The 22,322-nt window shown below is 61.5% G+C and carries 17 protein-coding genes and 1 rRNA gene; 13 read left to right on the top strand and 5 right to left on the bottom strand.

The genetic code is table 11. The features are described 5' to 3' along the window. Positions 1 to 6: 6 nt before the first annotated feature. Positions 7 to 122, top strand: a 5S ribosomal RNA gene (gene rrf, locus BLQ09_RS22405). A gap of 375 nt (positions 123 to 497) precedes the next feature. Beyond that, positions 498 to 2,378, top strand: a complete 1,881-nt coding sequence (locus BLQ09_RS22410; RefSeq protein ID WP_027608051.1) for a methyl-accepting chemotaxis protein — start codon at positions 498 to 500, stop codon at positions 2,376 to 2,378. Positions 2,379 to 2,416: 38 nt separating this feature from the next. On the opposite strand, the gene BLQ09_RS22415 is transcribed toward BLQ09_RS22410, so the two are convergent. The 5 genes from BLQ09_RS22415 to BLQ09_RS22435 all read right to left on the bottom strand — a co-directional run bounded on the left by BLQ09_RS22415 (position 2,417) and on the right by BLQ09_RS22435 (position 9,015). After that, on the bottom strand, positions 2,417 to 2,881 hold the full coding sequence (locus BLQ09_RS22415) for an SRPBCC family protein (protein WP_027608052.1): 465 nt from the start codon (positions 2,879 to 2,881) through the stop codon (positions 2,417 to 2,419). Between the two features lie 19 nt (positions 2,882 to 2,900). Then, positions 2,901 to 6,278, bottom strand: a complete 3,378-nt coding sequence (locus BLQ09_RS22420) for an amino acid adenylation domain-containing protein (protein WP_092358590.1) — start codon at positions 6,276 to 6,278, stop codon at positions 2,901 to 2,903. Beyond that, positions 6,275 to 7,213, bottom strand: a complete 939-nt coding sequence (locus tag BLQ09_RS22425; RefSeq protein WP_027608054.1) for a diiron oxygenase — start codon at positions 7,211 to 7,213, stop codon at positions 6,275 to 6,277. Before BLQ09_RS22425 ends, BLQ09_RS22420 begins: the two co-directional genes overlap by 4 nt. Next, positions 7,210 to 7,968: a DUF3050 domain-containing protein gene (locus BLQ09_RS22430; RefSeq protein ID WP_092358592.1), complete on the bottom strand. Its 759-nt coding sequence runs from the start codon at positions 7,966 to 7,968 to the stop codon at positions 7,210 to 7,212. Before BLQ09_RS22430 ends, BLQ09_RS22425 begins: the two co-directional genes overlap by 4 nt. 339 nt (positions 7,969 to 8,307) lie before the next feature. Beyond that, on the bottom strand, positions 8,308 to 9,015 hold the full coding sequence (locus BLQ09_RS22435; protein ID WP_092358594.1) for a GntR family transcriptional regulator: 708 nt from the start codon (positions 9,013 to 9,015) through the stop codon (positions 8,308 to 8,310). 265 nt (positions 9,016 to 9,280) lie between these two features. Between BLQ09_RS22435 and BLQ09_RS22440 the strand changes: the two genes are divergently transcribed. The 11 genes from BLQ09_RS22440 (at position 9,281) to BLQ09_RS22490 (ending at position 22,268) form a co-directional block, all read left to right on the top strand. Then, entirely contained in the window at positions 9,281 to 10,174 is an 894-nt protein-coding gene (locus BLQ09_RS22440; protein ID WP_027608057.1) for a TauD/TfdA dioxygenase family protein, read from the top strand. 14 nt (positions 10,175 to 10,188) lie between these two features. Then, complete coding sequence (locus BLQ09_RS22445) at positions 10,189 to 11,214, top strand: ABC transporter substrate-binding protein (protein ID WP_092358596.1); 1,026 nt, start codon at positions 10,189 to 10,191, stop codon at positions 11,212 to 11,214. 1 nt (position 11,215) lies between these two features. Beyond that, positions 11,216 to 12,067 carry an ABC transporter ATP-binding protein gene (locus BLQ09_RS22450; RefSeq protein WP_027608059.1) on the top strand — a complete coding sequence of 284 codons (852 nt, stop codon included), beginning with the start codon at positions 11,216 to 11,218 and terminating at the stop codon, positions 12,065 to 12,067. Between the two features lie 12 nt (positions 12,068 to 12,079). Beyond that, positions 12,080 to 12,928: an ABC transporter permease gene (locus BLQ09_RS22455; protein ID WP_065940996.1), complete on the top strand. Its 849-nt coding sequence runs from the start codon at positions 12,080 to 12,082 to the stop codon at positions 12,926 to 12,928. Between the two features lie 59 nt (positions 12,929 to 12,987). After that, the gene (locus tag BLQ09_RS22460; protein WP_027608061.1) at positions 12,988 to 13,908 is read left to right on the top strand and encodes a LysR family transcriptional regulator; all 921 of its coding nucleotides are present in this window, start codon (positions 12,988 to 12,990) and stop codon (positions 13,906 to 13,908) included. A 235-nt stretch (positions 13,909 to 14,143) separates the two neighbouring features. Beyond that, positions 14,144 to 15,679 (top strand): MFS transporter, encoded by a 1,536-nt coding sequence (locus BLQ09_RS22465; protein WP_092358598.1) that lies wholly within the window; start codon positions 14,144 to 14,146, stop codon positions 15,677 to 15,679. A 15-nt stretch (positions 15,680 to 15,694) separates the two neighbouring features. After that, a complete protein-coding gene (locus BLQ09_RS22470) occupies positions 15,695 to 16,753 on the top strand; it encodes an HlyD family secretion protein (RefSeq protein WP_092358600.1) in 1,059 nt (352 codons plus the stop codon). Further along, complete coding sequence (locus BLQ09_RS22475) at positions 16,750 to 18,195, top strand: efflux transporter outer membrane subunit (protein WP_065940999.1); 1,446 nt, start codon at positions 16,750 to 16,752, stop codon at positions 18,193 to 18,195. Before BLQ09_RS22470 ends, BLQ09_RS22475 begins: the two co-directional genes overlap by 4 nt. 73 nt (positions 18,196 to 18,268) lie before the next feature. Then, positions 18,269 to 18,778, top strand: a complete 510-nt coding sequence (locus BLQ09_RS22480; protein WP_092358602.1) for a sigma-70 family RNA polymerase sigma factor — start codon at positions 18,269 to 18,271, stop codon at positions 18,776 to 18,778. After that, positions 18,775 to 19,725, top strand: coding sequence for a FecR domain-containing protein (locus BLQ09_RS22485; RefSeq protein WP_092358604.1), 951 nt, complete (start codon positions 18,775 to 18,777; stop codon positions 19,723 to 19,725). Before BLQ09_RS22480 ends, BLQ09_RS22485 begins: the two co-directional genes overlap by 4 nt. Positions 19,726 to 19,817: 92 nt before the next feature. Next, a complete protein-coding gene (locus tag BLQ09_RS22490; RefSeq protein ID WP_092358606.1) occupies positions 19,818 to 22,268 on the top strand; it encodes a TonB-dependent siderophore receptor in 2,451 nt (816 codons plus the stop codon). Positions 22,269 to 22,322 lie beyond the last annotated feature (54 nt).

Consider the following 22,322-nt stretch of genomic DNA (forward strand, 5'->3'; position numbering starts at 1 on the left):
GAATTTCTTGACGACCATAGAGCATTGGAACCACCTGATCCCATCCCGAACTCAGCAGTGAAACGATGCATCGCCGATGGTAGTGTGGGGTTTCCCCATGTGAGAGTAGGTCATCGTCAAGATTAAATCCCAGAACCCCTGTCTGCTCATGCAGACAGGGGTTTTGTCGTTTAGAGGGTTTATGAACTCTGTAAGCGAGCAGCAACTACGCCTACCCAACTCCAAAATCAGGTTCATGGCACTGACCTGCTTTAAGAGCACGACGCAGGTAATAGGGAAGAATTTTTACTTCTAAATCTTGTACGACAACCTTTGGTCGGTTTCCTACGTAAAAGGACGATTCATCCCACAATTCCCTAAGCTTTCCTCCAGCTTGGCCGAAAGCCTGATGAGCCATGCGTGCACCGAAATAGAGCGGCCCGAGACGCCGCCTATACCGTACATGGAATGTTCCTCTCGGCACGCTCACCCCCATTTGGCAAAAAGAAGTCGATGAAATGAATCTCAAATTCAGTCATAAAATTCTGTTGGCCGCGTCAGGCGTTGTGGTTCTGGCCTTCGCGTTATTCACGCTTTACAACGATTACCTGCAGCGCAGCACCATCAAACAGAATCTGGAGTCGTCTATCCAGCAGTCCGGTGAGCTCACCGCGAGTAGTGTGCAGAACTGGCTTAGCGGTCGAATACTGGTGCTCGAAAGTCTGACGCAAAACGTTGCCCATCAGGGTAGTGCTGCTGATCTTCCAGGGTTGGTTGATCAACCGGCGTTCACCTCGAACTTCCAGTTCACCTACGTTGGCCAAACCAACGGTGTGTTCACCCAGCGCCCGGACGCAAAAATGCCTGACGGCTACGACCCTCGTCAGCGTCCCTGGTACAAGCAAGCCGTGGCTGCCGATAAACCCATGCTCACGCCGCCCTATATGGCCGCCGTGGGTGGGCAGATCGTAACTATCGCTATGCCGGTGAAAAAGAACGGCGAGTTGCTCGGCGTGGTCGGCGGAGACCTGAGCCTGCAAACCCTGGTGAAAATCATCAATTCGGTGGACTTCGGCGGCATCGGCCATGCGTTTCTGGTCAGCGGCGACGGCCAAGTCATCGTAAGTCCTGACGAAGACCAGGTGATGAAAAACCTCAAGGACATCTACCCGGGCACTAACGTCCGTATTGAGAAAGTTAATCAGGACGTAGTTCTCAAGGGCCAGGATCGCATCCTGTCGTTCACACCTATCAGTGGCTTGCCCGGTGCAGATTGGTATATCGGCCTGTCGATTGATAAAGACAAAGCCTACGCACCGTTGGGCAAATTCCGTACGTCTGCATTGATCGCCATGCTGATCGCCGTAGTCGCGATTGCCGTGCTCTTGAGCCTGCTGATTCAAGTGTTACTGCGGCCCCTGACCACCATGGGTATTGCCATGCAGGACATTGCCCAAGGTGAGGGCGACCTGACTCGCCGCTTGACGGTCACCAGTAAAGACGAGTTCGGTGAAGTGGGCAGCGCGTTCAACCGGTTCGTAGAGCGTATCCACGCCTCGATTTCCGAAGTGTCTTCTGCAACACGTCAGGTGCATGACCTGTCTCAGCGTGTGATGGCGTCATCCAACGCCTCGATCATCGGCTCTGATGAGCAAAGCGCACGCACCAACAGCGTGGCCGCCGCAATCAACGAACTGGGGGCTGCCACCCAGGAAATCGCGCGTAACGCCGCCGATGCTTCACAGCACGCCAGCGGTGCCAGCGAGCAGGCTGATGATGGGCGTAAAGTGGTCGAGCAAACCATCCTGGCAATGTCGGAGCTGTCGCAGAAAATCAGCCTGTCCTGCACTCAGATCGAAACCCTGAACGCCAGCACCGACAATATCGGCCACATCCTTGATGTGATCAAAGGCATCTCCCAGCAAACCAACTTGCTGGCACTGAACGCTGCGATTGAAGCAGCACGTGCCGGGGAAGCCGGACGCGGGTTTGCCGTGGTCGCCGACGAGGTGCGTAACCTGGCTCACCGTACCCAGGAGTCGGCTGAGGAGATTCATAAAATGATCACTTCGCTGCAAGTGGGTTCGCGTGAAGCCGTGACCACCATGAATGCCAGCCAGACCTCCAGCGAGGAAAGTGTCCAGGTGGCCAACCAGGCCGGTGAGCGCCTGGTCAGCGTAACGCAGCGAATTGTCGAGATCGACGGCATGAACCAGTCCGTCGCTGCGGCCACCGAGGAGCAAACTGCCGTGGTGGAAACCCTCAACGTCGATATCAACCAGATCAACCTGCTGAACCAGCAGGGTGTGACCAACCTCAACGAAACCCTGAAAGACTGCGATGCGTTGTCGCAACAGGCCAATCGGTTGAAGCAACTGGTCGACAGCTTCAAGATCTGAGCCGCTGAGTGTACGAGTAGGAGCGAGCCGGTTCGCTCCTACTGCTTACCCAGCAAGCGGCGAACATTGTCCAGCGCGCTGTCTGCGAAGCCTTGTACAAACTGTTCAAATCCTTCCTGTGCCGTCTCCAGGGGGTCGGCAATGATGGTCCAGGTTACCTTGGAGCAGTGTGCTCCAAGCGCTTCCACTTTGATTGCGGCCCACAACCTGGCCACGCCCAGGGTGTTGTAGATCGTGGTCCAGGTCATGTGCATCGCTTGCTCATCCCGGCTATTGAGTTGTTCTACGACGCGGTTGCCATCGCGGAAAAATTTCGTGCGTAAAGCGCCCACTCCGGTGCCGATCATTTCGATATGCGTCAAGGAAGGGATGAACGCATCGAAGCCTGCAAACTGCCCCACCATGTTCCATAGACGATTGGCATGGCAGTCGATCACCATAGAGGACACTATCGGCTGGCCGTTCGGGTTATGAATTAACGTATCGGGTTGCAGCGGTTTCATGAAGTTGTCCTGAAGCGGTTCAAAGAAAGCCGATGGCCTTGAGGTAGTTGCAGCCTTTACTCAGCAGTGCCGGGTCTTTTTCGGGGTATTGCTCACCCATCTGCTGAACGCCGCGTTGCGCGTTGTCATGGAGGATCATCGAGGTGTCACCGATGTCTTCATCCAGTCGATCAAGGTAAAACCCGAGGACACCAAACATCGCATTGTCCAGGCTTACCGTTCGCAGCGCCTGCTGCCAATGCGCAGTACTGACCCGCTCGAACCGGTGGCCCGCCCGGTTGAATGCATCCAGGTAGTGCTCCCAGCTCAGTGGTTGTGGGTTATGCAGGTTGAATACGCTTCTATCGGCTTGAAAGCGATTGCAGTGGAACGCAATGAAGCGAGCCAGAAAGTCCACGGGCATCAGGTCGAAATTCAGGTCCAACCTCGGCAGCATGCCCAACTGCAGCGATCCCTTGAGCATCAACATCAGGCGATTCTTCTGTGGTTGGCAGATACCGTTATGGCTGTTGAAGCTGATATTTCCAGGGCGATAGATGTTCACCCAGGCCCCTTGCTCGATTGCACGCCCCAGGATCCGCTCGGCGACCCACTTGGACAGGTTGTAGCCATTTCGGATGTACAGCGGCAGGGTGGTTGCCGCCGGAGCTTCGAGCACATGCCCCGTCGTGCTGATGCTGCTGGCGGCCGACAATGTCGAGACAAAGTTGAAGACTTTCTTGCAGCGGGTTTCGCACAGGCGCAGGCATTCGAATATGGGGTCGACGTTGTCCCTGGCCAGTGAGGCGTAGTCCAGCACGTGGTTGACCCGTGCTGCGTTGTGCACCAGCGTGCCAAAGTCTGCGGCGAGTGCGTCATACGCGTCACAGGCCAAACCCAACCGCGGAAGGCTGACATCGGCGGCGAATACTCGCACCCTGCTCAAGTCCAGATGTTCCAGTTGGTAGTCACGCAACGCCTGGGTAAAACGAGCCATCGCAGGACTCCCCGGCAAGTCACGCACCAGGCACGCCACCTCGGTGGCCCCGGCGTTCAACAACGCCTCGACAATATGGACGCCGACGAAGCTGTTGGCCCCTGTCACGATCACCTTGTGCGGATTGCCTGCGCGGTCCCCTTGCAACGGATTGATTTCCCACTCCCGTTGAGCGTCCACGGCTGCTCGGGCAGAGGATGCGTCTGGCAGTTCACCTTCCTCCATCAGCGTTGCGAGCGTACGAATAGTCGGTACTTCAATGAAATGGCTTAACGCGAAACTACGGCCAAATTGCTCGCGAACGCGCAACAACAGCGTCGACAGCAAAATCGAATGGCCGCCCAGTGCAAAGAAGCTTTCATCGATGGGCAACTGGCTGGTGGGCAAGCCCAGCAGCTCACCCCAAAGGTCGCTCAATCGCGCTTGAAGCGGCGTGTGCGCGGCGCCGGGAGTGGCCTGCAAAATGGGGAGGAAGGGGCGCGACAGCAGCCCCTTGCGGTCGACCTTGCCGTTGTCGCTGTGCGGAATGGCTGGCAGTTCCACCCAGAAACCAGGTTGCATGTAGTCCGGTAGCCACTGGCGCGTATGCTGCTGCAAGGCCACCAGCGTAGCATTGGGTTCGGGCTGGGCGACAAAGGCGCAGATCCTGCTTTCATGGTCGATCACCACGGCCAGCTCGCGATACAGCCTGCTGCTGCGCAGGCATTGTTCAATCTCCCGGGGGTCGACCCGAAAACCGCGGATCTTTACCTGGTCGTCGCGACGCCCACCCAGCACAATCCCTGCGGCGCTCCACTGCGCCAAGTCGCCGCTGCGGTAGGCCCGCAGCCTTTGGCCGCCCGGCACCAGCAGTTCGACGAACGGGCTGTCAGCCTGCCGCGGCGCATTCACATACCCCAGGCTCACTCCGGGCCCGACGATGTACAACTCGCCCATCACCTGTTCATCCACCGGTTGCAGATCGTCATCGAGGATCAGCACCTGGCTATTGGCGATGGGGTAGCCGACATTACGATTATTGTCATCGGGGGCGAACGTCCGGTGCGTAATCAGTACCGTGGTTTCGGTGGGGCCATAGAGGTTGTGCAACTGGCACCGTCCCGCCAGCCGCTCGATTACATGGGGTTCGCAGGCATCGCCACCGGTGAGCAGATGCGTCACGCCCAGGGGGGGATCCGGCGGCAGGATATTGAGCAGCGCAGGCGGCAGGAAGGCATGAGTGACACGCTGTCGGCGGAGCAATTCCAACAGTTGCCCAGGGTCGCGTCGCTGTTCCTCACTGGGTACGATCAACTCGGCGCCGGCAATCAGGGCGGGGAAGATTTCGATCAATGACGAGTCGAAACCCAAGGGCGAAAACTGCAGGACGCGGCTCCGTTCATCCTGCGTCATGCAGGACCCGAACCAAGCGGTGAAATGCGCCAGGTTAGCTTGGCTGAGCAGCACACCCTTGGGCTGGCCCGTACTGCCCGATGTATAGAGCACCATGCACGGCATATCCGAACAGGGGCGATCGTGCATCAGCGAGGATGCGGAATTGGCGTTGTGCGCCTCGACTGTGCTGACATCCAGTGAAATGAAACGCTCCCGCAATGGATGTTGGCCGGCGTCCAGCAATACGCGGGCCCCGGCGTTTTCGAGCATGGCCCGATGGCGTTTTGTGGGTTGATCAGGTCCCAGTGGCAGGTACACCGCGCCACTGCCCAGTACGGCAAGAATGCTGGCATACAATTCCACGGATTTTTCCAGGCATACAGCGATCACCGGTGGCGCCTCAAGCGTCTCCAGCAGCGGGCGCAATCGCAGCTGAATCGCCATGGCCTGTAGGTGCAGTTGGCGGTAGGTCACGGTGTGCGCCGCAATGTTCAGCGCCGGCCGGTCGGCGAACAGGTGAAGGCTGGCCTGCACCCGTTCGATCACCGGTACCTGGGCTTCCTGGATCAGGGCAGGGTTTGCCGTACGATTGAATCGATGCATAAATGCCAACGGCTCAAGCCCGTGCAGGCCGTGGTCGGGCCAGTCAGTGGCAATCGCGCGTGTAGAGAGAGACTCGGGGTCACGTGAGAAGCCACTGACCAGCAGCGCGACCCAATCCACCAGCGCGGTTGTTGCCTGCCGACGCAATCGCTGGCCGTTGCCACTGGGCTCCTCGGCGATGTCCAGCACGGCGAACAAACGTCGGCCATAGTCATAGGCGCGCACTTGCAGCGCAGGCAACCCACCGTCGCTCAACGGGCCAATCCCCAGGCGCAGACTTATACAGGTGGTTTCGCCCACGTCATCCGGCAACGGCAGGCTGCCGTCTTCAATCCACAGGTCGGTGGCCTCATCCCCTGAAACATGGCCGTACTGTTCCAGCATTGGCCTGATTTCGCCCAGTGCCTTGCTTGTGCCGCACCAGCCGATGGTCAGGCACCTCATGGCGACACCGACAGGTAGTCGTTCAGCACTTGTCCCACGCTCGGCGTTTGCAGCACGCCGCTGTGTTGCAGGAAGCCCATGATATTGGCCATCAACGGGTGCTGGCGGGTGATGGGGAACGCCAGCGCTGATATTTCATCGCGCAGCACACCGCGCAGGCGCTCGCTGATGTCCAGATGTTCGATCAGGCGCAGGTCGAAGTTTTTCTGCAGGTCGTTGGTCAGGTAATGTGCCAGGAATATCGGCAGTACGTGAGCGATGCTGTCACGGTCCTCCGGGCTCGCGGCTTGCCAGTAGATGCGCACCAGCCGCGTCCAGAACTGCGCGTGGCGACCTTCGTCAAACAGGTGGTCGTCCATCAAGCCCCGTATGGAGGCCTTGACACTGCGGTCCTTGGAAAACGCTGCGACATCGTGGGTCACGGTGTTTTCGGCGATGGCTACGCCAATCAGCTCCACAGCATCGCTCAGGTGTTCCGGAGCCTGCGCCTGCGCCGCCGGCAGCGCGCGACTCAGTTCGATATGCCCGGGCAGGTCAATCGGCTGTATGCCCGTCATTGCGACAGTCTGTTGCATGAAATCCAAGGCCACCAAGGCGTGATAGTCCTCGTCCACCACAACCGTCATCGCATCAACGCGACAGGCAAGCGGGAAGGGCAGCGAGAAGCGATTCTTGGCAATGCTGCGCGCGGTCTTGTCGACGATTTCGGTTTCGAAAATCACCACATCGTGGATGAACTTATAGAAGCTTTGCACCAGCACGAAGTCGCGCCATTGCGAGCAATGTTCCATGAAGGTCGCGTTGAGTACCAAGGGCTGACGGCACAGTGGGTAGATCAGCTTGTTGTCGTCTTCCAGCAGGCGACGAGGGCGGGTTCGGATGGTGGCGCGGCGTTCCCAGTCGTCGGCGATGGTGGTGTAGCCGGCGGTATTCATGGGTGCACCTCGTGCAGCGCGGCGCGCACCTCGTCCCAGAACGTGATACGGCTTTCTACGGCGGCAAGGGCTGCGTCATGGGCCTGTTGCGGATAAGCCGGGTCTGCACCCACCAGGCGTTCGAGCAGCTCCTCAGCTGCTGGCCCGTGATGTTCAGTATCCAACTCGATGTGGCGCCTGAAATAGCCACACAGGGACGGTGCCTGGCGATGGATGAGCGTATCGGGCTGCAGGAGGTGTTCGAACATACTTGGTATGACACGCTCACGCCCATGAAGGAATGCGGCGGCTACGCAATGGGTAGGGGCTTGCAGCGCAATGTGCAGCGTGTCGCTGACGAAGCGCGCGGCCCCAGCAGGAACATCGGCCATGCGCAGGGCCGTGCTTGCTTCCACGCCCTGGTGCAGCAGTGCAATGAAACGGTGTATCGCCGAGGTGCTGGCGCCGACTTCGACCATGGCTTCCAGGTACCACTCGAAGTGGCTGCAATGGCCTTGCCTGGGGCGTGAGTCTGATTCTTCGCCCAGCACAATCTCATTGATCAAGCGTGCTGCTTGCGGGTCGGCCGGTGGCAGCCAGGGTAGGCGAGTGCAGGTCAGGTCCTGCTGCAGGCGTTTGGTGAGCGTCATGAAGTCCCAGACAGCGAATACATGGTTTTCCATGAACAGTCGTAACTTTTCCAGCGAAGTTATTTCCAGAAATAACGGATGGCTGCACAACAGCCGTTTTCTTTGTTCCAGTAAAGGTGGGTACATAGTTGATGCCTATAAATTATTGCGTCGTCGCTAAAACAACGTTGGACTTTTGTATGCCGCAAAAAAGATAAGAAAGATGTAAACCAGGCTTTGCGCGCACGCGCGCTCACGCAAGTGGGGCTGCACGGTCGAATTAAGTGGCTGGTTTAGTAATGAAAGATAATAAGCGGGTTAAACAAGTTGGCCAGTATATGAATGCATTAGATGTTTTTCTAAATAATATAAGCTGTCGGTAACTTACTTTATAAGAGTGGGAAGTTTCTTCTGCGCGGGGCGCTACTTGGCCAGGTAGGGAACCCCGCAGTGCTCGACGGGCAAGCCGAGCGACCTTACGCCATGTTAGAGCGTCTTCTTTGCGGCGGCGTCGAGGTTATCGAGATAGGTTGTGATCACGTCCATCCCGCGCATCAGGTGATTACGCAGCGTCAGGATGCTTTCCTCGACCTTCTTTTGTGTCACCAGGTTCAGCAGTTCACGATGGTCTTCCTGGGAAGTTTCGCCCAGCCCCATCGCCTCGAGGTTGAAACGCAGGAAGCGCTCCTCCTCATTCAGCCCGTGCTCCACCAGCTTGAGCAGCCGCTGGTTGGGGGCCTTGCCATACAGGGTCATGTGGAACAGGCGATTGAGACGGCCAATCTCGGTGTAGTCTTTTTCCTGTTCCAGGGCACAGATGAGCGTGTCTGCCTCGGCGATATCGGCTTCGGTCAGCAAGGGAATCGACAAACGCAGGGCTTCAGACTCCAGCAACATTCGCAGCTCATAGGTCTCAGCCGAATTGTCTTCGATCAACGGTGCAACCACGGCGCCCTTGTGGGTGACCACATGCAGCAGTGACTGCGCCTCCAACTGACGCAAGGCTTCACGCACCGGCATGCGGCTGACCCCGAACAGGCTGGCCAGCTCCTGCTGACGCATGGCGGTACCGCAGGGCAAGCGGCCATCAAGGATGGCATTGCGCAAGGTTTCTTCAATCACGGAGCGAGCAAGATGGGCGGGAATAGGGCCGGTGATCTTGATGCTGTTCAACGGGTTCGGCTTCTGCGTCACGGTTACGCTATCCTCCTTATTAAAATAGGGTGGCTAATTGGATCCAATGCACACTAGAGGCTGCCCATAGGCTTGTCAAACGGGCACGGTTTCGGCTTGTAAGCGTTTCAACGCTCGACTCCGGCGGCCCACGCGCGGGTTTTGCCAGGTCTGACACGCCGCTGGTGTATTGCGACATTACCGCATATATATATTCTCTAACGGTATTTAAATTACCGTTCTTATGCCTATAAAGTCACTCTCCTGTCTGACCGGGAGTGAACTCATGTCCGCCACCTCTACTGTTCCAACAGCGACCCTTGCCACTCAAACGTTCGAGATTCGACCACTGCCCGGCAGCGTCGGTGCCGAGATTGTCGGCCTGGATTTGTCCCGGCCAGTCAACGACCAGGATTTCGCCCGCATTCATCGCGCGCACCTGGATCACCACGTGGTGGTGTTCCGCGATCAACGCATCACGCCCGAACAACAGATCGCTTTCAGCCGCCGCTTTGGCGTCCTGCAGATCCACGTGCTCAAGCAGTTCCTGCTGGCCAACCACCCGGAAATCCTGATCGTCTCCAACATCATCGAAAACGGCCAATCCATCGGCCTGGGTGACGCAGGCAAATTCTGGCACTCGGACCTGTCCTATAAAGAGCTGCCGAGCCTGGGCTCGATGCTCCACGCCCAGGAGCTGCCGTCCGAAGGCGGCGATACCCTGTTTGCCGACATGCACAAAGCCTGGGACCAACTGCCCGAGCACCTGCGCAAAGCCGTGGAAGGCCGCAGTGCCGCACACTCTTATACCGCGCGCTACAGCGAAACCAAATTCGAAGGCAACTGGCGCCCGACGTTGACGCCCGAGCAGCTTGCCCAAGTCGCGGAAGTGGTTCACCCCATCGTGCGCACCCATCCGGAAAACGGCCGCAGGGCGCTGTTCGTCAGCGAAGGCTTCACCACCCGCATCGTCGGCCTGCCGGAAGATGAAAGCCGCGAACTGCTGGCCCAGCTCTACGCCCACAGTGTGCTGCCGCACAACATCTACCGCCACCAATGGCAGCCCCACGACCTGGTGTTCTGGGACAACCGCTCGCTGATCCACCTGGCCGCCGGTTGCCCGAGCCATCTGCGCCGCAAGCTGTTTCGCACCACCATCCAGGGCGACGCGCCTTTCTGATTCGGAGCATGACCATGTCCAGGAAAACCCCATTTGCACGGCTGGCCACGACCGTCGGCCTCGGTATCAGCCTGTTGGCCGGCAGCCTGCTGGCTCCGACGGCTGCGCAGGCCGAAGGCGAGATCCGCATCGCCGAACAGTTCGGTATCGTCTACCTGCTGCTTAACGTAGTGCGCGACCAGAACCTGATCGAAAAATACGGCAAGCAGGAAGGTCTCGACATCAAGGTCGATTGGACCCAGCTGTCCGGCGGCGCAGCGGTCAACGACGCACTGCTCTCCGGCTCGATCGATATCGCCGGTGCCGGCGTCGGCCCGCTGTTGACCATCTGGGACCGCACCCATGGCAAGCAGAACGTCAAGGCCGTGGCCTCCCTGGGCAACTTCCCCTACTACCTGGTCAGTAACAATCCCAAGGTCAAGACCATTGCCGATTTCACCGACAAGGACCGTATCGCCGTGCCCGCGGTGGGCGTGTCGGTGCAGTCGCGCTTCCTGCAATACGCCGCCGCCAAGCAATGGGGCGACAAGGAATTCAATCGCCTCGACAAGTACACCGTCGCCGTCCCGCACCCGGATGCCACCGCCGCCCTGATCGCCGGCGGCACTGAACTGACCGGGCACTTCTCCAACCCGCCGTTCCAGGATCAGGCCTTGGCCAACCCGAACGTGCATGTGGTGCTGAACACCTACGACCTGCTGGGGCCGAACTCGCCAACGGTGCTGTTCGCCACCGAGAAATTCCGCAACGACAACCCGAAAACCTACAAGGCATTTGTCGAGGCGTTGACCGAAGCCGCGCAATTCGCCCAGAACGATAAAGGCGCGGCGGCCGACACTTACATCCGCGTCACCAAGGCCAAGATCGACCGCGCCGAATTGCTGAAAATCATCGACAACCCTCAGTTCGAATTCAGCGTCACGCCAAAAAACACCTACCCGCTGGCGGAATTCCTCTACCGCGTCGGCGCCATCAAAAACAAGCCTGAATCGTGGAAGGACTACTTCTTCCAGGATGCCAAGCCCCTGCAAGGAAGTTGAGATGAACGCGCCCTTGCAAGGCCACACGGCCAGCAACCTGCACACCGCCGCACCATTGCTGGCGGTGGATAACGTCAGCCTGGAATACCGCACCCCCGAGCGCGTGGTGCGCGCCACTCACCAAGTCAGCTTCGAGATCGACCCGGCGGATCGCTACGTGTTGCTCGGCCCATCGGGTTGCGGCAAATCCACACTGCTCAAGTCCATTGCCGGGTTTATCAAACCCTGCGAAGGCGAGATCCGCCTGCTGGGGCAAAAGGTCGAACAGCCGGGCCCGGACCGCATCGTGGTGTTCCAGGAGTTCGACCAGCTGCCGCCGTGGAAAACCGTCAAGCAGAACGTGATGTTTCCGCTGCTGGCGTCGAAGACCTTAGCGCGTCGCGAAGCCGAAGAACGGGCGCTGCACTACCTCGACAAAGTCGGCCTCAGCGCCTTTGCCGACGCTTACCCGCACACGCTGTCCGGCGGCATGAAAGCCCGCGTGGCCATCGCCCGCGCCCTGGCCATGCAGCCGAAAATCCTGCTGATGGACGAACCCTTCGCCGCCCTCGACGCCCTGACCCGGCGCAAGATGCAGGAGGAATTGCTGCTGCTCTGGGAAGAGGTGCGCTTCACCCTGCTGTTCGTCACCCACTCCATCGAAGAAGCGCTGGTGGTGGGCAATCGCATCCTGCTGCTGTCGCCGCACCCGGGGCGTGTGCGCGCGGAAATCCACAGCCATCAATACGACCTGCACAGCCTCGGTGGCGTGGAGTTCCAGGCGTCGGCGCGGCGGATTCATCGCCTGTTGTTCGATGAAGCGCCCGAGGCCGAACGTGAGTTGGGTTTCGCCGACATCCGCATCGCTTACTAAGGGGACAACCCAATGCGCCAGGAATACGAAATCAACCTTGAGCCGCTGCTCAGCGTCCCCGTGGAACGCGAACTGCCCCTGCGCCAACGCCTGTGGCAGCAAGGCTGGCTACGCAAGGGCCTGATCCTGATCGTGCTCGCGATCCTTTGGGAAGCCGTCGCGCGCTACCAGAACAACGACCTGCTGCTGCCGAGTTTCCTGCAGACCTTTCACGCGCTCTATGACGGCCTGCTCAGTGGCGAACTGCTGGGCAAGGTGAGCATCTCGCTGGTGGTGCTGATCAAGGGCTACCTGATCGGCATCGTGCTGGCGTTTGCCCTGACCACCCTGGCGGTGTCGACGCAACTGGGCCGTGACCTGCTGAGCACCCTGACCTCGATGTTCAACCCGCTGCCGGCCATCGCCTTATTGCCGCTGGCGCTGCTGTGGTTCGGCCTGGGCCAGAACAGCCTGATTTTCGTGCTGGTGCATTCGGTGTTGTGGGCGCTGGCGCTCAACACCTATTCCGGGTTTCTCGGCGTGTCCGAAACCCTGCGCATGGCCGGTCGTAACTATGGCCTCAAGGGCATGCGTTTCGTGCTGTTCATCCTGATCCCGGCGGCACTGCCGTCGATCCTCGCCGGGCTGAAAATCGGCTGGGCCTTCGCCTGGCGCACCCTGATCGCCGCCGAGCTGGTATTCGGTGCGACCAGCGGCAAGGGCGGCCTGGGCTGGTACATCTTCCAGAACCGCAACGAGCTGTACACCGACAAGGTATTCGCCGGCCTGGCGGTGGTGATCCTGATCGGCCTGCTGGTGGAAAACCTGGTGTTCGACACCTTCGAGCGCCTCACCGTGAAACGGTGGGGCATGCAGCGCTGATACCCCCAGCCTGCTACGATTGCGGCCAGCTCACTCCCGACTGACCACGAGTGCTTGGCATGCAACTACCCGACATGAACCTGTTGGTCGCCCTCGACGCCTTGCTCGACGAGGGCAGCGTGGTGGGCGCCGCGCGGCGGATGAACCTCAGTCCGGCGGCCATGAGCCGTACCCTCACACGTATTCGCGAAGCGGTGGGCGATCCGATCCTGGTGCGCGCCGGTCGTGGCCTGGTGCCGACGCCCAAGGCCCTGCAGTTGCAAGGCCAGGTGCGCAACGTGGTGGAGCAGGCGGCGTTGCTGTTTCGCTCGGCGGATCAGGTTGATTTGAGCACCTTGCGCCGTCGCTTCAGTGTGCGCGCCAATGACTTTTTCATCGGCGTGTATGGCGGTCGGCTGTTCGACACCATGGAGCGCATGGCGCCACTGTGCGAGCTGTGTTTCGTGCCTGAAGGCGACACCGATGATGAAGCCCTGCGCGAAGGGCGGCTGGACCTGCGCGTGAGCAACACCATGCCGGTCACTCCGGAAGTGAAGGTGCAGAACCTGTTTTCCACCACCTTCGTGGGCCTCGCGCGGGAGGACCATCCGTTGTTTGACGACGAGATCACCGCCGCGCGCTTCGCCAGCTATTCCCATATCAGCATCTCGCGACGTGGCATCGCCCGTGGCCCGATCGACACTGCACTGAATGCCCAGGGCCTGGAGCGGCGGGTGGCGATGATTGCGCCGGGTTTTCACGGTGCGATGTTCATGTTGCCCGATTCCGACCTGATTCTGCCGGTGCCCAAGGAAGCCCTGTTGAGCGCCAACCGCTTGAAGCTGCCACTGCGCGCGTTTGCGTTGCCGATCTCGCTGCCGACGTTGGTATTGGCCCAATCCTGGCACCCGCGCTTCGACAAAGACCCGGCTCATAAGTGGCTGCGCGAGACGATGCGTGAGAGCTGCCACGCCACCTGGCTGGAAGCCCAACCCACCTGATCTACAAGCCATGCGCGGTCAAAATGTGGGAGGGGGCTTGCTCCCGATTGCTGTGTGCCAGACCCAGATTTTCTATCTAATCCAGCGCAATCGGGAGCAAGCCCCCTCCCACAAGGGTTCTATAGTGAATCCAGGATTGCGCCTGGCGCACTTATATCCTGCCAACATGTAACTTTTTGTCATGGATGTGCCTGATTAAACTGCTCGGGTATTTCTAATCCCGAGCTGCCTGTTCATGACTTCCCTCGCTGCCCCCACCCTTGCGGCCGCAGCCAGACCCACCGCCATCACCCCGCCTGTATTCGGCCCGCGCATCATCATCGGCCTGGTCGGCGTGTTGCTCGCGGTTCTGGTGTCCGGCCTCAACGAGATGGTCACCAAGGTGGCCCTCGCGGATATTCGCGGTGCGCTGTACATCGGCTTTGACGAAGGCACCTGGCTGGTGGCCGCGTACACGGCCACTTCCGTGTCGGCCATGGCCTTTGCGCCCTGGTGTTCGGTGACGTTTTCCCTGCGGCGCTTCACCCTGTGCGCTATTGGCCTGTTCACCGTGCTCGGGATCCTGTGCCCGTTTGCGCCGAACTACCAAAGCCTGCTGCTGCTGCGTACCGTCCAAGGCCTGGCCGGCGGTGCCTTACCGCCGATGCTGATGACCGTGGCGCTGCGCTTCCTGCCGGCCAACGTCAAGCTGTATGGCCTGGCTGGCTACGCACTTACCGCCACGTTCGGGCCGAGCCTCGGCACGCCGTTGGCGGCGCTGTGGACCGAATACGTCGGCTGGCAGTGGGCGTTCTGGCAGATCGTCGGGCCATGCCTGCTGGCCATGGCCGCCGTGGCCTACGGTTTGCCGCAAGACCCGCTGCGCCTGGAGCGCTTCAAGCAGTTCAACTGGCGCGGACTGCTGCTGGGGTTTCCGGCGATCTGCATGCTGGTGATCGGCATCCTGCAGGGCAATCGCCTGGACTGGTTCGAGTCGGGCCTGATCACCTTCCTGCTATGCGGCGGCAGTGTGCTGCTGGTGCTGTTCATGCTCAATGAATGGTCGCACCCGATGCCGTTTTTCAAATTGCAGATGCTAGGCCTGCGCAACCTGGCGTTTGCCCTGATCGTGCTGGCAGGCGTGCTGATGGTGCTGACCTCGGTGATCATCATCCCCTCGAGTTTCCTCGCTCAGGTCCAGGGTTATCGCCCATTGCAAACCGCGCCGGTGATGCTGCTGATGGCGCTGCCGCAATTGATCGCGCTGCCGCTGGTGGCGGCGTTGTGCAACCTGCGCTGGGTCGATTGCCGCTGGGTCCTGGGGATCGGGCTGGGGATGTTGGTGCTGTGTTGCGTGGGCAGTGCGCACCTGACCTCGGCATGGATTCGCGACGATTTCTACGGCCTGTACCTGCTGCAAATCTTCGGGCAGCCCATGGCGGTGTTGCCGCTGCTGATGCTCTCCACCGGCAGCATTCAACCGGCGGATGGGCCGTTCGCCTCGGCCTGGTTCAACACCGTCAAAGGCCTGGCGGCCGTGATTGCCACCGGCGTGCTGGATGCGTTGACCACCCAGCGCCTGCACTTTCACTCGACCATGCTGGTGGACCGCCTGGGTAACTCGCCGCTGGCCGACGGCGATGCGCCGGGCCTGGCCCAGCGCCTGCACGAGCAGGCCGTGGTGCTGACTTCTTCGGACCTCTATTACGTCATGGCCGCTGTCGCGGTGGCGTTGATCCTGCTGATTTTCTGGATGCCCACGCGGATTTTTCCGCCTCGCGCACCGACCTAGCCACAAGGACTTCCCATGAAACGCAAAGACAAAATCGCCGTCTCCGTTATCGCCGTGTTTGCCGTCGGCGTGCTGGTCTACCTGGTCGCGCCCGGCCTGTTGGGCAACAAGCGCCAGGCCACCAACGACGCCTTCGTCGCCGCCGATTTCACCCTGGTGGCGCCACGTGTGGCGGGCTTTATCAAGGAAGTGCTGGTGGAAGACAACCAGCGCGTCAAGGCCGGGCAACTGCTGGCGCTGATCGACGACCGCGATTTTCGCGCCGCCGCCCAGGCCGCCGACGCCGACACCCTGGTCGCCCAGGCCCAGCTGAAGAACGCCACCGCGACCCTGGAGCGCCAAACCTCGGTGATCGCCCAGGCCCAGGCCACCGTGGCGGCAGACCGCGCCGAAGTGGCCTTCGCCGAACATGAGCTGAACCGCTACAACCACCTCGCCGGCGTGGGCGCGGGCACCGTGCAAAACGCCCAGCAAGCCAAGACCCGCATCGACCAGGCCACCGCGCGCCTGGCTAACGCCACGGCGGTGCTGGCGGCCGAGCGCAAGCAGGTGGAAATCCTCACGGCCCAGCGCGATGCCGCCGAAGGTGGGCTCAAGCGTGCCCAGGCCGCGTTGGAAATGGCCAGTTATCAGCTGTCCTACACGCGCATCGTCGCGCCGGTGGATGGCATGGTCGGTGAGCGCGCGGTGCGGGTGGGGGCCTATGTGACCCCGGGCAGCAAGATCCTCGCGGTGGTGCCGTTGGCCGAGGCCTACGTGGTCGCCAATTTCCAGGAAACCCAGCTGTCCCATATGCACGCCGGCCAGGCCGTGCAGGTGCGGGTCGACAGCCTCGACGGGGAGCTGCTCAACGGCCACCTGGAGAGCCTCGCACCTGCCACGGGTGTGACCTTCGCATCGGTCAAGCCGGACAACGCGACCGGCAACTTCACCAAGGTGGTGCAGCGTATCCCGGTGAAAATCGTCCTCGAACCCAACCAACCGCTGACCGAGCGCCTGCGGGTCGGCATGTCGGTCGAGGCCAGCGTCGACACCCAGCCGGTCGCGCCGCAGCGTGAGGTGGCCCAGCAATGAGACACCTTGCCTGGCTCACCCTGAGTGTTATCAGCCTGAGTGCCTGCACTGTCGGGCCGGATTTTCAGCGCCCGCACACGCCGCAAGCCACGCGGTGGAGCGAACCTCAAGGGCGACAAGCCGCCAGCCGAGCAGTGAGTGATCCGCTGCAAGAGCGCTGGTGGGACGTGTTCCACGACGAGCAACTGTCGGCCCTCACGCGCCGCGCGCTGACCGATAACCTCGACCTGAAACTGGCCAGCAGCCGCCTGCAACAAAGCCGTGCGGTGCGCCAGGTGACTACCGCCGAGCGCTATCCCACTGTCGACGCCACGGGCGCCTACCAGCGCAAACGCAACAGCGGCAAAGGCTTGAACGACCCCTCCGGCGAAAACGGGCGTTCCGCGTTCAACCAGTGGGACGCGGGCTTCTCGGCGTCGTGGGAGCTGGACTTCTGGGGACGGGTCAAACGCGAAACCGAAGCCGCCGACGCCACCCTGCAAGTGGCGGAAAACGACCGCCGCGCCGTGCTGTTGTCGGTACTGGCCGAGACCGCCCAGGACTACATCCAGCTGCGTGGCGTACAGAACACCCGCGCGGTGACCGAGCAAAACCTCGACGTCGCCCGCCACAGCCTCAAGCTCTCGCAGTTGCGCCTGGCCGACGGCGTGGCCACCGATCTGGATGTCGCCGAAGCGGCCGCCCAGGTCGCCGCCATCGAAGCGCGGCTGCCGGATCTGCAGCAACGCCAGGACCAGTTGATCAACGCCCTCAGCCTGCTGATGGGCGAGCCACCGCAGGCCCTGCACGCGCAATTGTCCAAGGACGCCGCCGTACCGCAGACCCAACGCCAGGTCGCCATTGGCCTGCCGTCGGAACTCGCCGAACGCCGTCCGGATATCCGCCAGGCCGAGGCGCGCCTGCACGCCGCCACCGCCAGCATCGGCGTGGCCAAGGGCGATTTTTACCCGCGCATCACCTTGTCCGGCAGCCTCGGCTCCCAGGCCATGCAACTGTCGGATTTCGGCTCCTGGGGCTCCCGCGCGTTTGCCTTCGGCCCGCAAGTGAGCCTGCCGCTGTTCAACGGCGGCCGCCTGCAAGGCATGCTGGACCTGCGCGAAGCCCAGCAACAGGAAGCGGCCCTGGCCTACCAGCACACCGTGCTGCGAGCCTGGCATGAAATCGACGACCAACTGACCCGCTACAACGCCAGCCAACTGCGTCGCGATAGCCTCGCCGAAGCCGTGCGCCAGAACCAGATCGCCCTGACCACCGCGCAGCACCAATACGTTGAAGGCGTGGTGGATTTCGTTAACGTGCTCACCGTGCAGAGCGCGCTGCTGGCCACGCAGGAGCAGTGGGTGGAGAGTTCTACCGGCGTGTCGTTGGCCATGGTCGGCCTGTACAAGGCGTTGGGCGGGGGGTGGGAATCGGTGTATCCGCTGCAAACCGCCGAGCGCTGAACCACAAAGAGTTTTGCCAGCCGCGAAACAAGGTGTAATGATAATTGCTCTCAATAATGTATCTGAGCTTTTCATGGACACCGCGACTGACGGCCAGCAACAGCTTCACCTCCTGTACCGTGACCATCACGGCTGGCTGCAAGGCTGGCTGCGCAAGCGCCTGGGCGACCGCGAACACGCCGCCGATGTGGCGCAGGACACCTTCCTGCGCCTGCTGGTCTCCGGTCGTTACCCCGGTGACAAGGAAAGCCGCAGCTACCTGGTGCAGATCGCACGCAACCTGGTGATCGACCAATGGCGCCGCCTGCGCATCGAGCGTGCCTACCTGGAAAGCATCGCGCACCTGCCCGAGCCCGAGTCGCCGAGCCCGGAAACCCGTGCGCTGATCCTCGAAACCCTGATGCAGATCGACGCCATGCTCGACCGCATGCCCGACAACGTACGCCGCGCGTTCCTGCTCTCGCAGTTCGAAGGCCTGAGCTACGCGCAGATCGCCGAGCGCCTGGGCGTCACGGTCAGTTCGGTGCAGAAGTACATGACCCGCGCGATCGTCGCCTGCTACCAGGTGGCGTACGCAGAATGAGGCCCGACGCCCCCATCGCCCCGGCCATTGTCGAGCAAGCCAGCGAATGGCTGATGCTGCACTGGAGCGGCGAGCTGCAAGGCGAGCAACGCCAGGCGTTTGCGCAATGGCAGGCGGCGGATCCGGAACACCGTCGCGCCTGGCAACGTCTGCAGCACCTGCAACAAACCCTTGGCAGCGTGCCCGTGGACAGCGCCCGTGCGGTGTTGCGCGACACCCCGGACACCCAGCGCCGCGCCGCGTTGAAACTGCTCGGCCTGCTGCTGGTGGCGGGTGGCAGCGGCTACCTGGTGCAGCGCAGCGAACCCTGGCAGGCAGCCTTTGCCGACTACCGCACCACCACCGGCGAGATTCGCCACGTGACCCTCAGCGACGGCACGCGCCTGGACCTCAACAGCGACAGTGCAGTGGACCTGCGTTTCAGCGCCAGCGAGCGGCGCATTCGCCTGATCCGTGGCGAGATCCTGTTGACCAGCGGCCACGACCCGGTGCGCCCTTTGATCGTCGAAACCCCGGCCGGTGACGTGCAGGCGCTGGGCACCCGTTTTGCCGTGTGCGAACTGCCCGATGGTAGCCGCGTCGACCTGTATGAAGGCCGCGTGCGGGTCACCCCGTTGCAGGGGCCTGCGGTGCAGATGAATGCCGGCGACAGCCTGTGGTTCAACTCGCGCCAAAGCTCGGCGTTGCCTGCGGTAAGTGCCAATGCCAGCAGTTGGACCGCGCATCGGCTGATCGCCGAGCGCCAGCCATTGGGCGAGTTTGTCGCGCAACTGAGCCGCTATCGTCCAGGCCTGTTGCGTTGTGATCAGGCGGTGTCAGGCCTGCTGCTGACGGGGGTGTTCCCGTTGAACGATACCGACGCGATCCTCGCGGCCCTGGAGCGTTCGCTGCCGGTGCAGGTGCAGTCGGTGACGCGCTACTGGGTGACCATCAAGGCACGGGCCTGAAAATTTTTTTATCGATGCTTGTCGGTTTGCGCGCCCCGTTCGGGATACCTCTTGAAAGCCAATCAAGAAGCGTTCTCACGGGGAGTCCTGCAATGCCGCACCACCCAATCCAACCCTTGGCCCGCGCCTTGCGCCGTGGCCTGTTTGTCAGCCTGCTGGCGACGGTGCCGATGCTGCCGACCCAGGTACATGCCGAAGACAGCGCCGAAGCGCTGCGTGCCTACAACATTCCGGCGGGCAGTCTCGATCAGGCCTTGAACCAGTTCGCCAGTGCGTCGGGCATCTTGTTGTCGGTCGATGCTTCCCTTACCCAAGGCAAGCGCACCACAGGCCTGCAGGGAAGTTACGGCGTCGGGTCCGGCCTGGAGCGGCTGCTGGCAGGCAGCGGCCTGGTGGCGGTGCAGGCCCAGGGCGGTTGGTCGTTGCAGGCGATGCCATCCGCCGGGCCGTTGCAGCTCGGCGCGACTCAGATCAGCGCCCAGCAGGCCGAGGAAAGCGCCTGGGGCCCGGTGGACGGCCTTGTCGCCACGCGCAGTGCGTCCGGCAGCAAGACCGATTCGGCATTGGTGGAAATCCCCCAGACCATCAACGTGATCACCGCCGCCGAGATCAAGGCTCGCGGCGCCCAGAGCGTCACCCAGGCGTTGCTCTACACCCCGGGCATGACCGCCGGTGGCTTTGCCGACCGGGTCAAGTTATTCGACGAACCTACCTCGCGCGGCTTCACCCCCACGCCCCTGTACCTTGACGGTTTGCACCTGCCCTACGGCGGCGGCAGCACGGGTGGCGCGCTGCAGATCGAGCCCTACTCCCTGGAGCGCATCGAAGTGCTCAAGGGCCCGGCCTCGGTGCTGTATGGGCAAAACCAGCCGGGCGGTATCGTCAATATGGTCAGCAAGCGCCCCAGCGAAACCCCGGTGCACCAGGTGGTGCTGGAAGCCGGCACCTACGAGCACAAGAGTGCGGCCATCGACCTCAGCGGCCCGCTGGATGAACAGGGGCAATTCCTCTACCGCCTCACCGGCCTGGCCAACGACGGTCAGGACGAGATCAACTACGTCGAGAACAAACGCCAGTTCATCGCCCCCAGCCTCACCTGGCGCCCCAACGACGACACCCGTGTGACGCTGTTCGCCCAATACCAGAAGGACAAGGGCGTGCCCGAGGCCCAAGGGTTGCCGGCGTCCGGCACCTTGTGGGCCAACCCCAACGGCAAGATCAAGCGCGATGTGTTTATCGGCGAGCCCGGCGTCAACCAGTACAACCGCGAGCAGTACGTGCTGGGCTACGAGATTTCCCATCGCCTCAACGATACCTGGACCCTCAAGCAGAACGCGCGCTACGCCGAGGTGGACGACCGCTACACCGCACCGCTGCACGGCTACCGCTTCGTCGCCAACCCGGCCACCGGTGTGCAGGACCAACGCTACCTGCAGCGCTTCGGTGTGGACTGGGCGCAAAACAACAAAGTGTTTGGCGTGGACAGCATCGCCCAGGCCGAATTCGACACCGGTGCGCTGTCCCATACGTTGATCGTCGGCCTGGATTACTACCACTCCGGCTCGCTGTTCCATGGCCTGTATGACCGCAACCCGCCAGTGATCGACCTGTTCAAGCCGGTCTACGGCCAGCGCCTGAATTTCGGCCAACCGTACCGCTGGGACCGCACCCTGAGCCAGACCGGCCTGTATGTGCAGGACCAGATCAAACTGGATAAGTGGGCCCTGGTGCTCGGTGGGCGTTATGACTGGGCCAGCGTGGTGAACAAGGAGCCGCTGCAAGGCACCCGCTTCGCCAGCAAGGACGAAGCCTTCACCGGCCGCGCCGGCCTGGTGTACCTGTTCGATAACGGCCTGGCGCCTTTTGTCAGCTATTCCGAATCGTTCCTGCCGCTGACCGGCACCGACGCCCAGCGCAAACCGTTCGACCCCTCCACCGGCAAGCAATACGAAGTGGGCATGAAGTACCAGCCGCCGGGCCAGAAGAGTTTCGTGCAGGTCGCGGTCTATCAGCTCGACCAGGAAAACGTGCTCACCACCAACCCCAACGACACCTTCAGTACCCAGAGCGGCGCCATGCGTTCCCGCGGCGTAGAACTGGAAGCCAAGGCCGCCCTCAGCGACGCCTGGGAGATCATCGCCTCGGCCGCGCGCAACGACATCAAGTACACCAAGGACGAAGAAGGTCGCCAAGGCCGCCACCCCGCTGGCATCTCGCCGCTCACGGCGTCGATGTGGGTCAACTACACCGTACTGGGCGACACCCCGCTCGCCGGCCTCGGTGCCGGCCTGGGCGTACGCTACGCGCGTCAAAGCCTGGGCGATTACTACGAAGGCGCGTTCAGCGTGCCGTCGTACAGCGTCTACGACGCCAGCCTGAGCTACGACCTGGGCGCCTCGCCGCTCAAGCTCAAAGGCGTGAAACTGGCAATGAACGTGCAGAACCTCACCAACAAGACCTATGTCTCGCAGTGCACCAGCGACCTGGATTGTTACTACGGGGAAGGGCGTACGGTGGTGTCCAGCCTGACCTATGACTGGTAACCACCTTCCAATGTAGGAGTGAGCTTGCTCGCGAAAAACGTTAACGATGACGCG

The organism is Pseudomonas sp. NFACC25 (genome assembly GCF_900100935.1).
Taxonomy (GTDB): Bacteria; Pseudomonadota; Gammaproteobacteria; order Pseudomonadales; family Pseudomonadaceae; genus Aquipseudomonas; species Aquipseudomonas marginalis.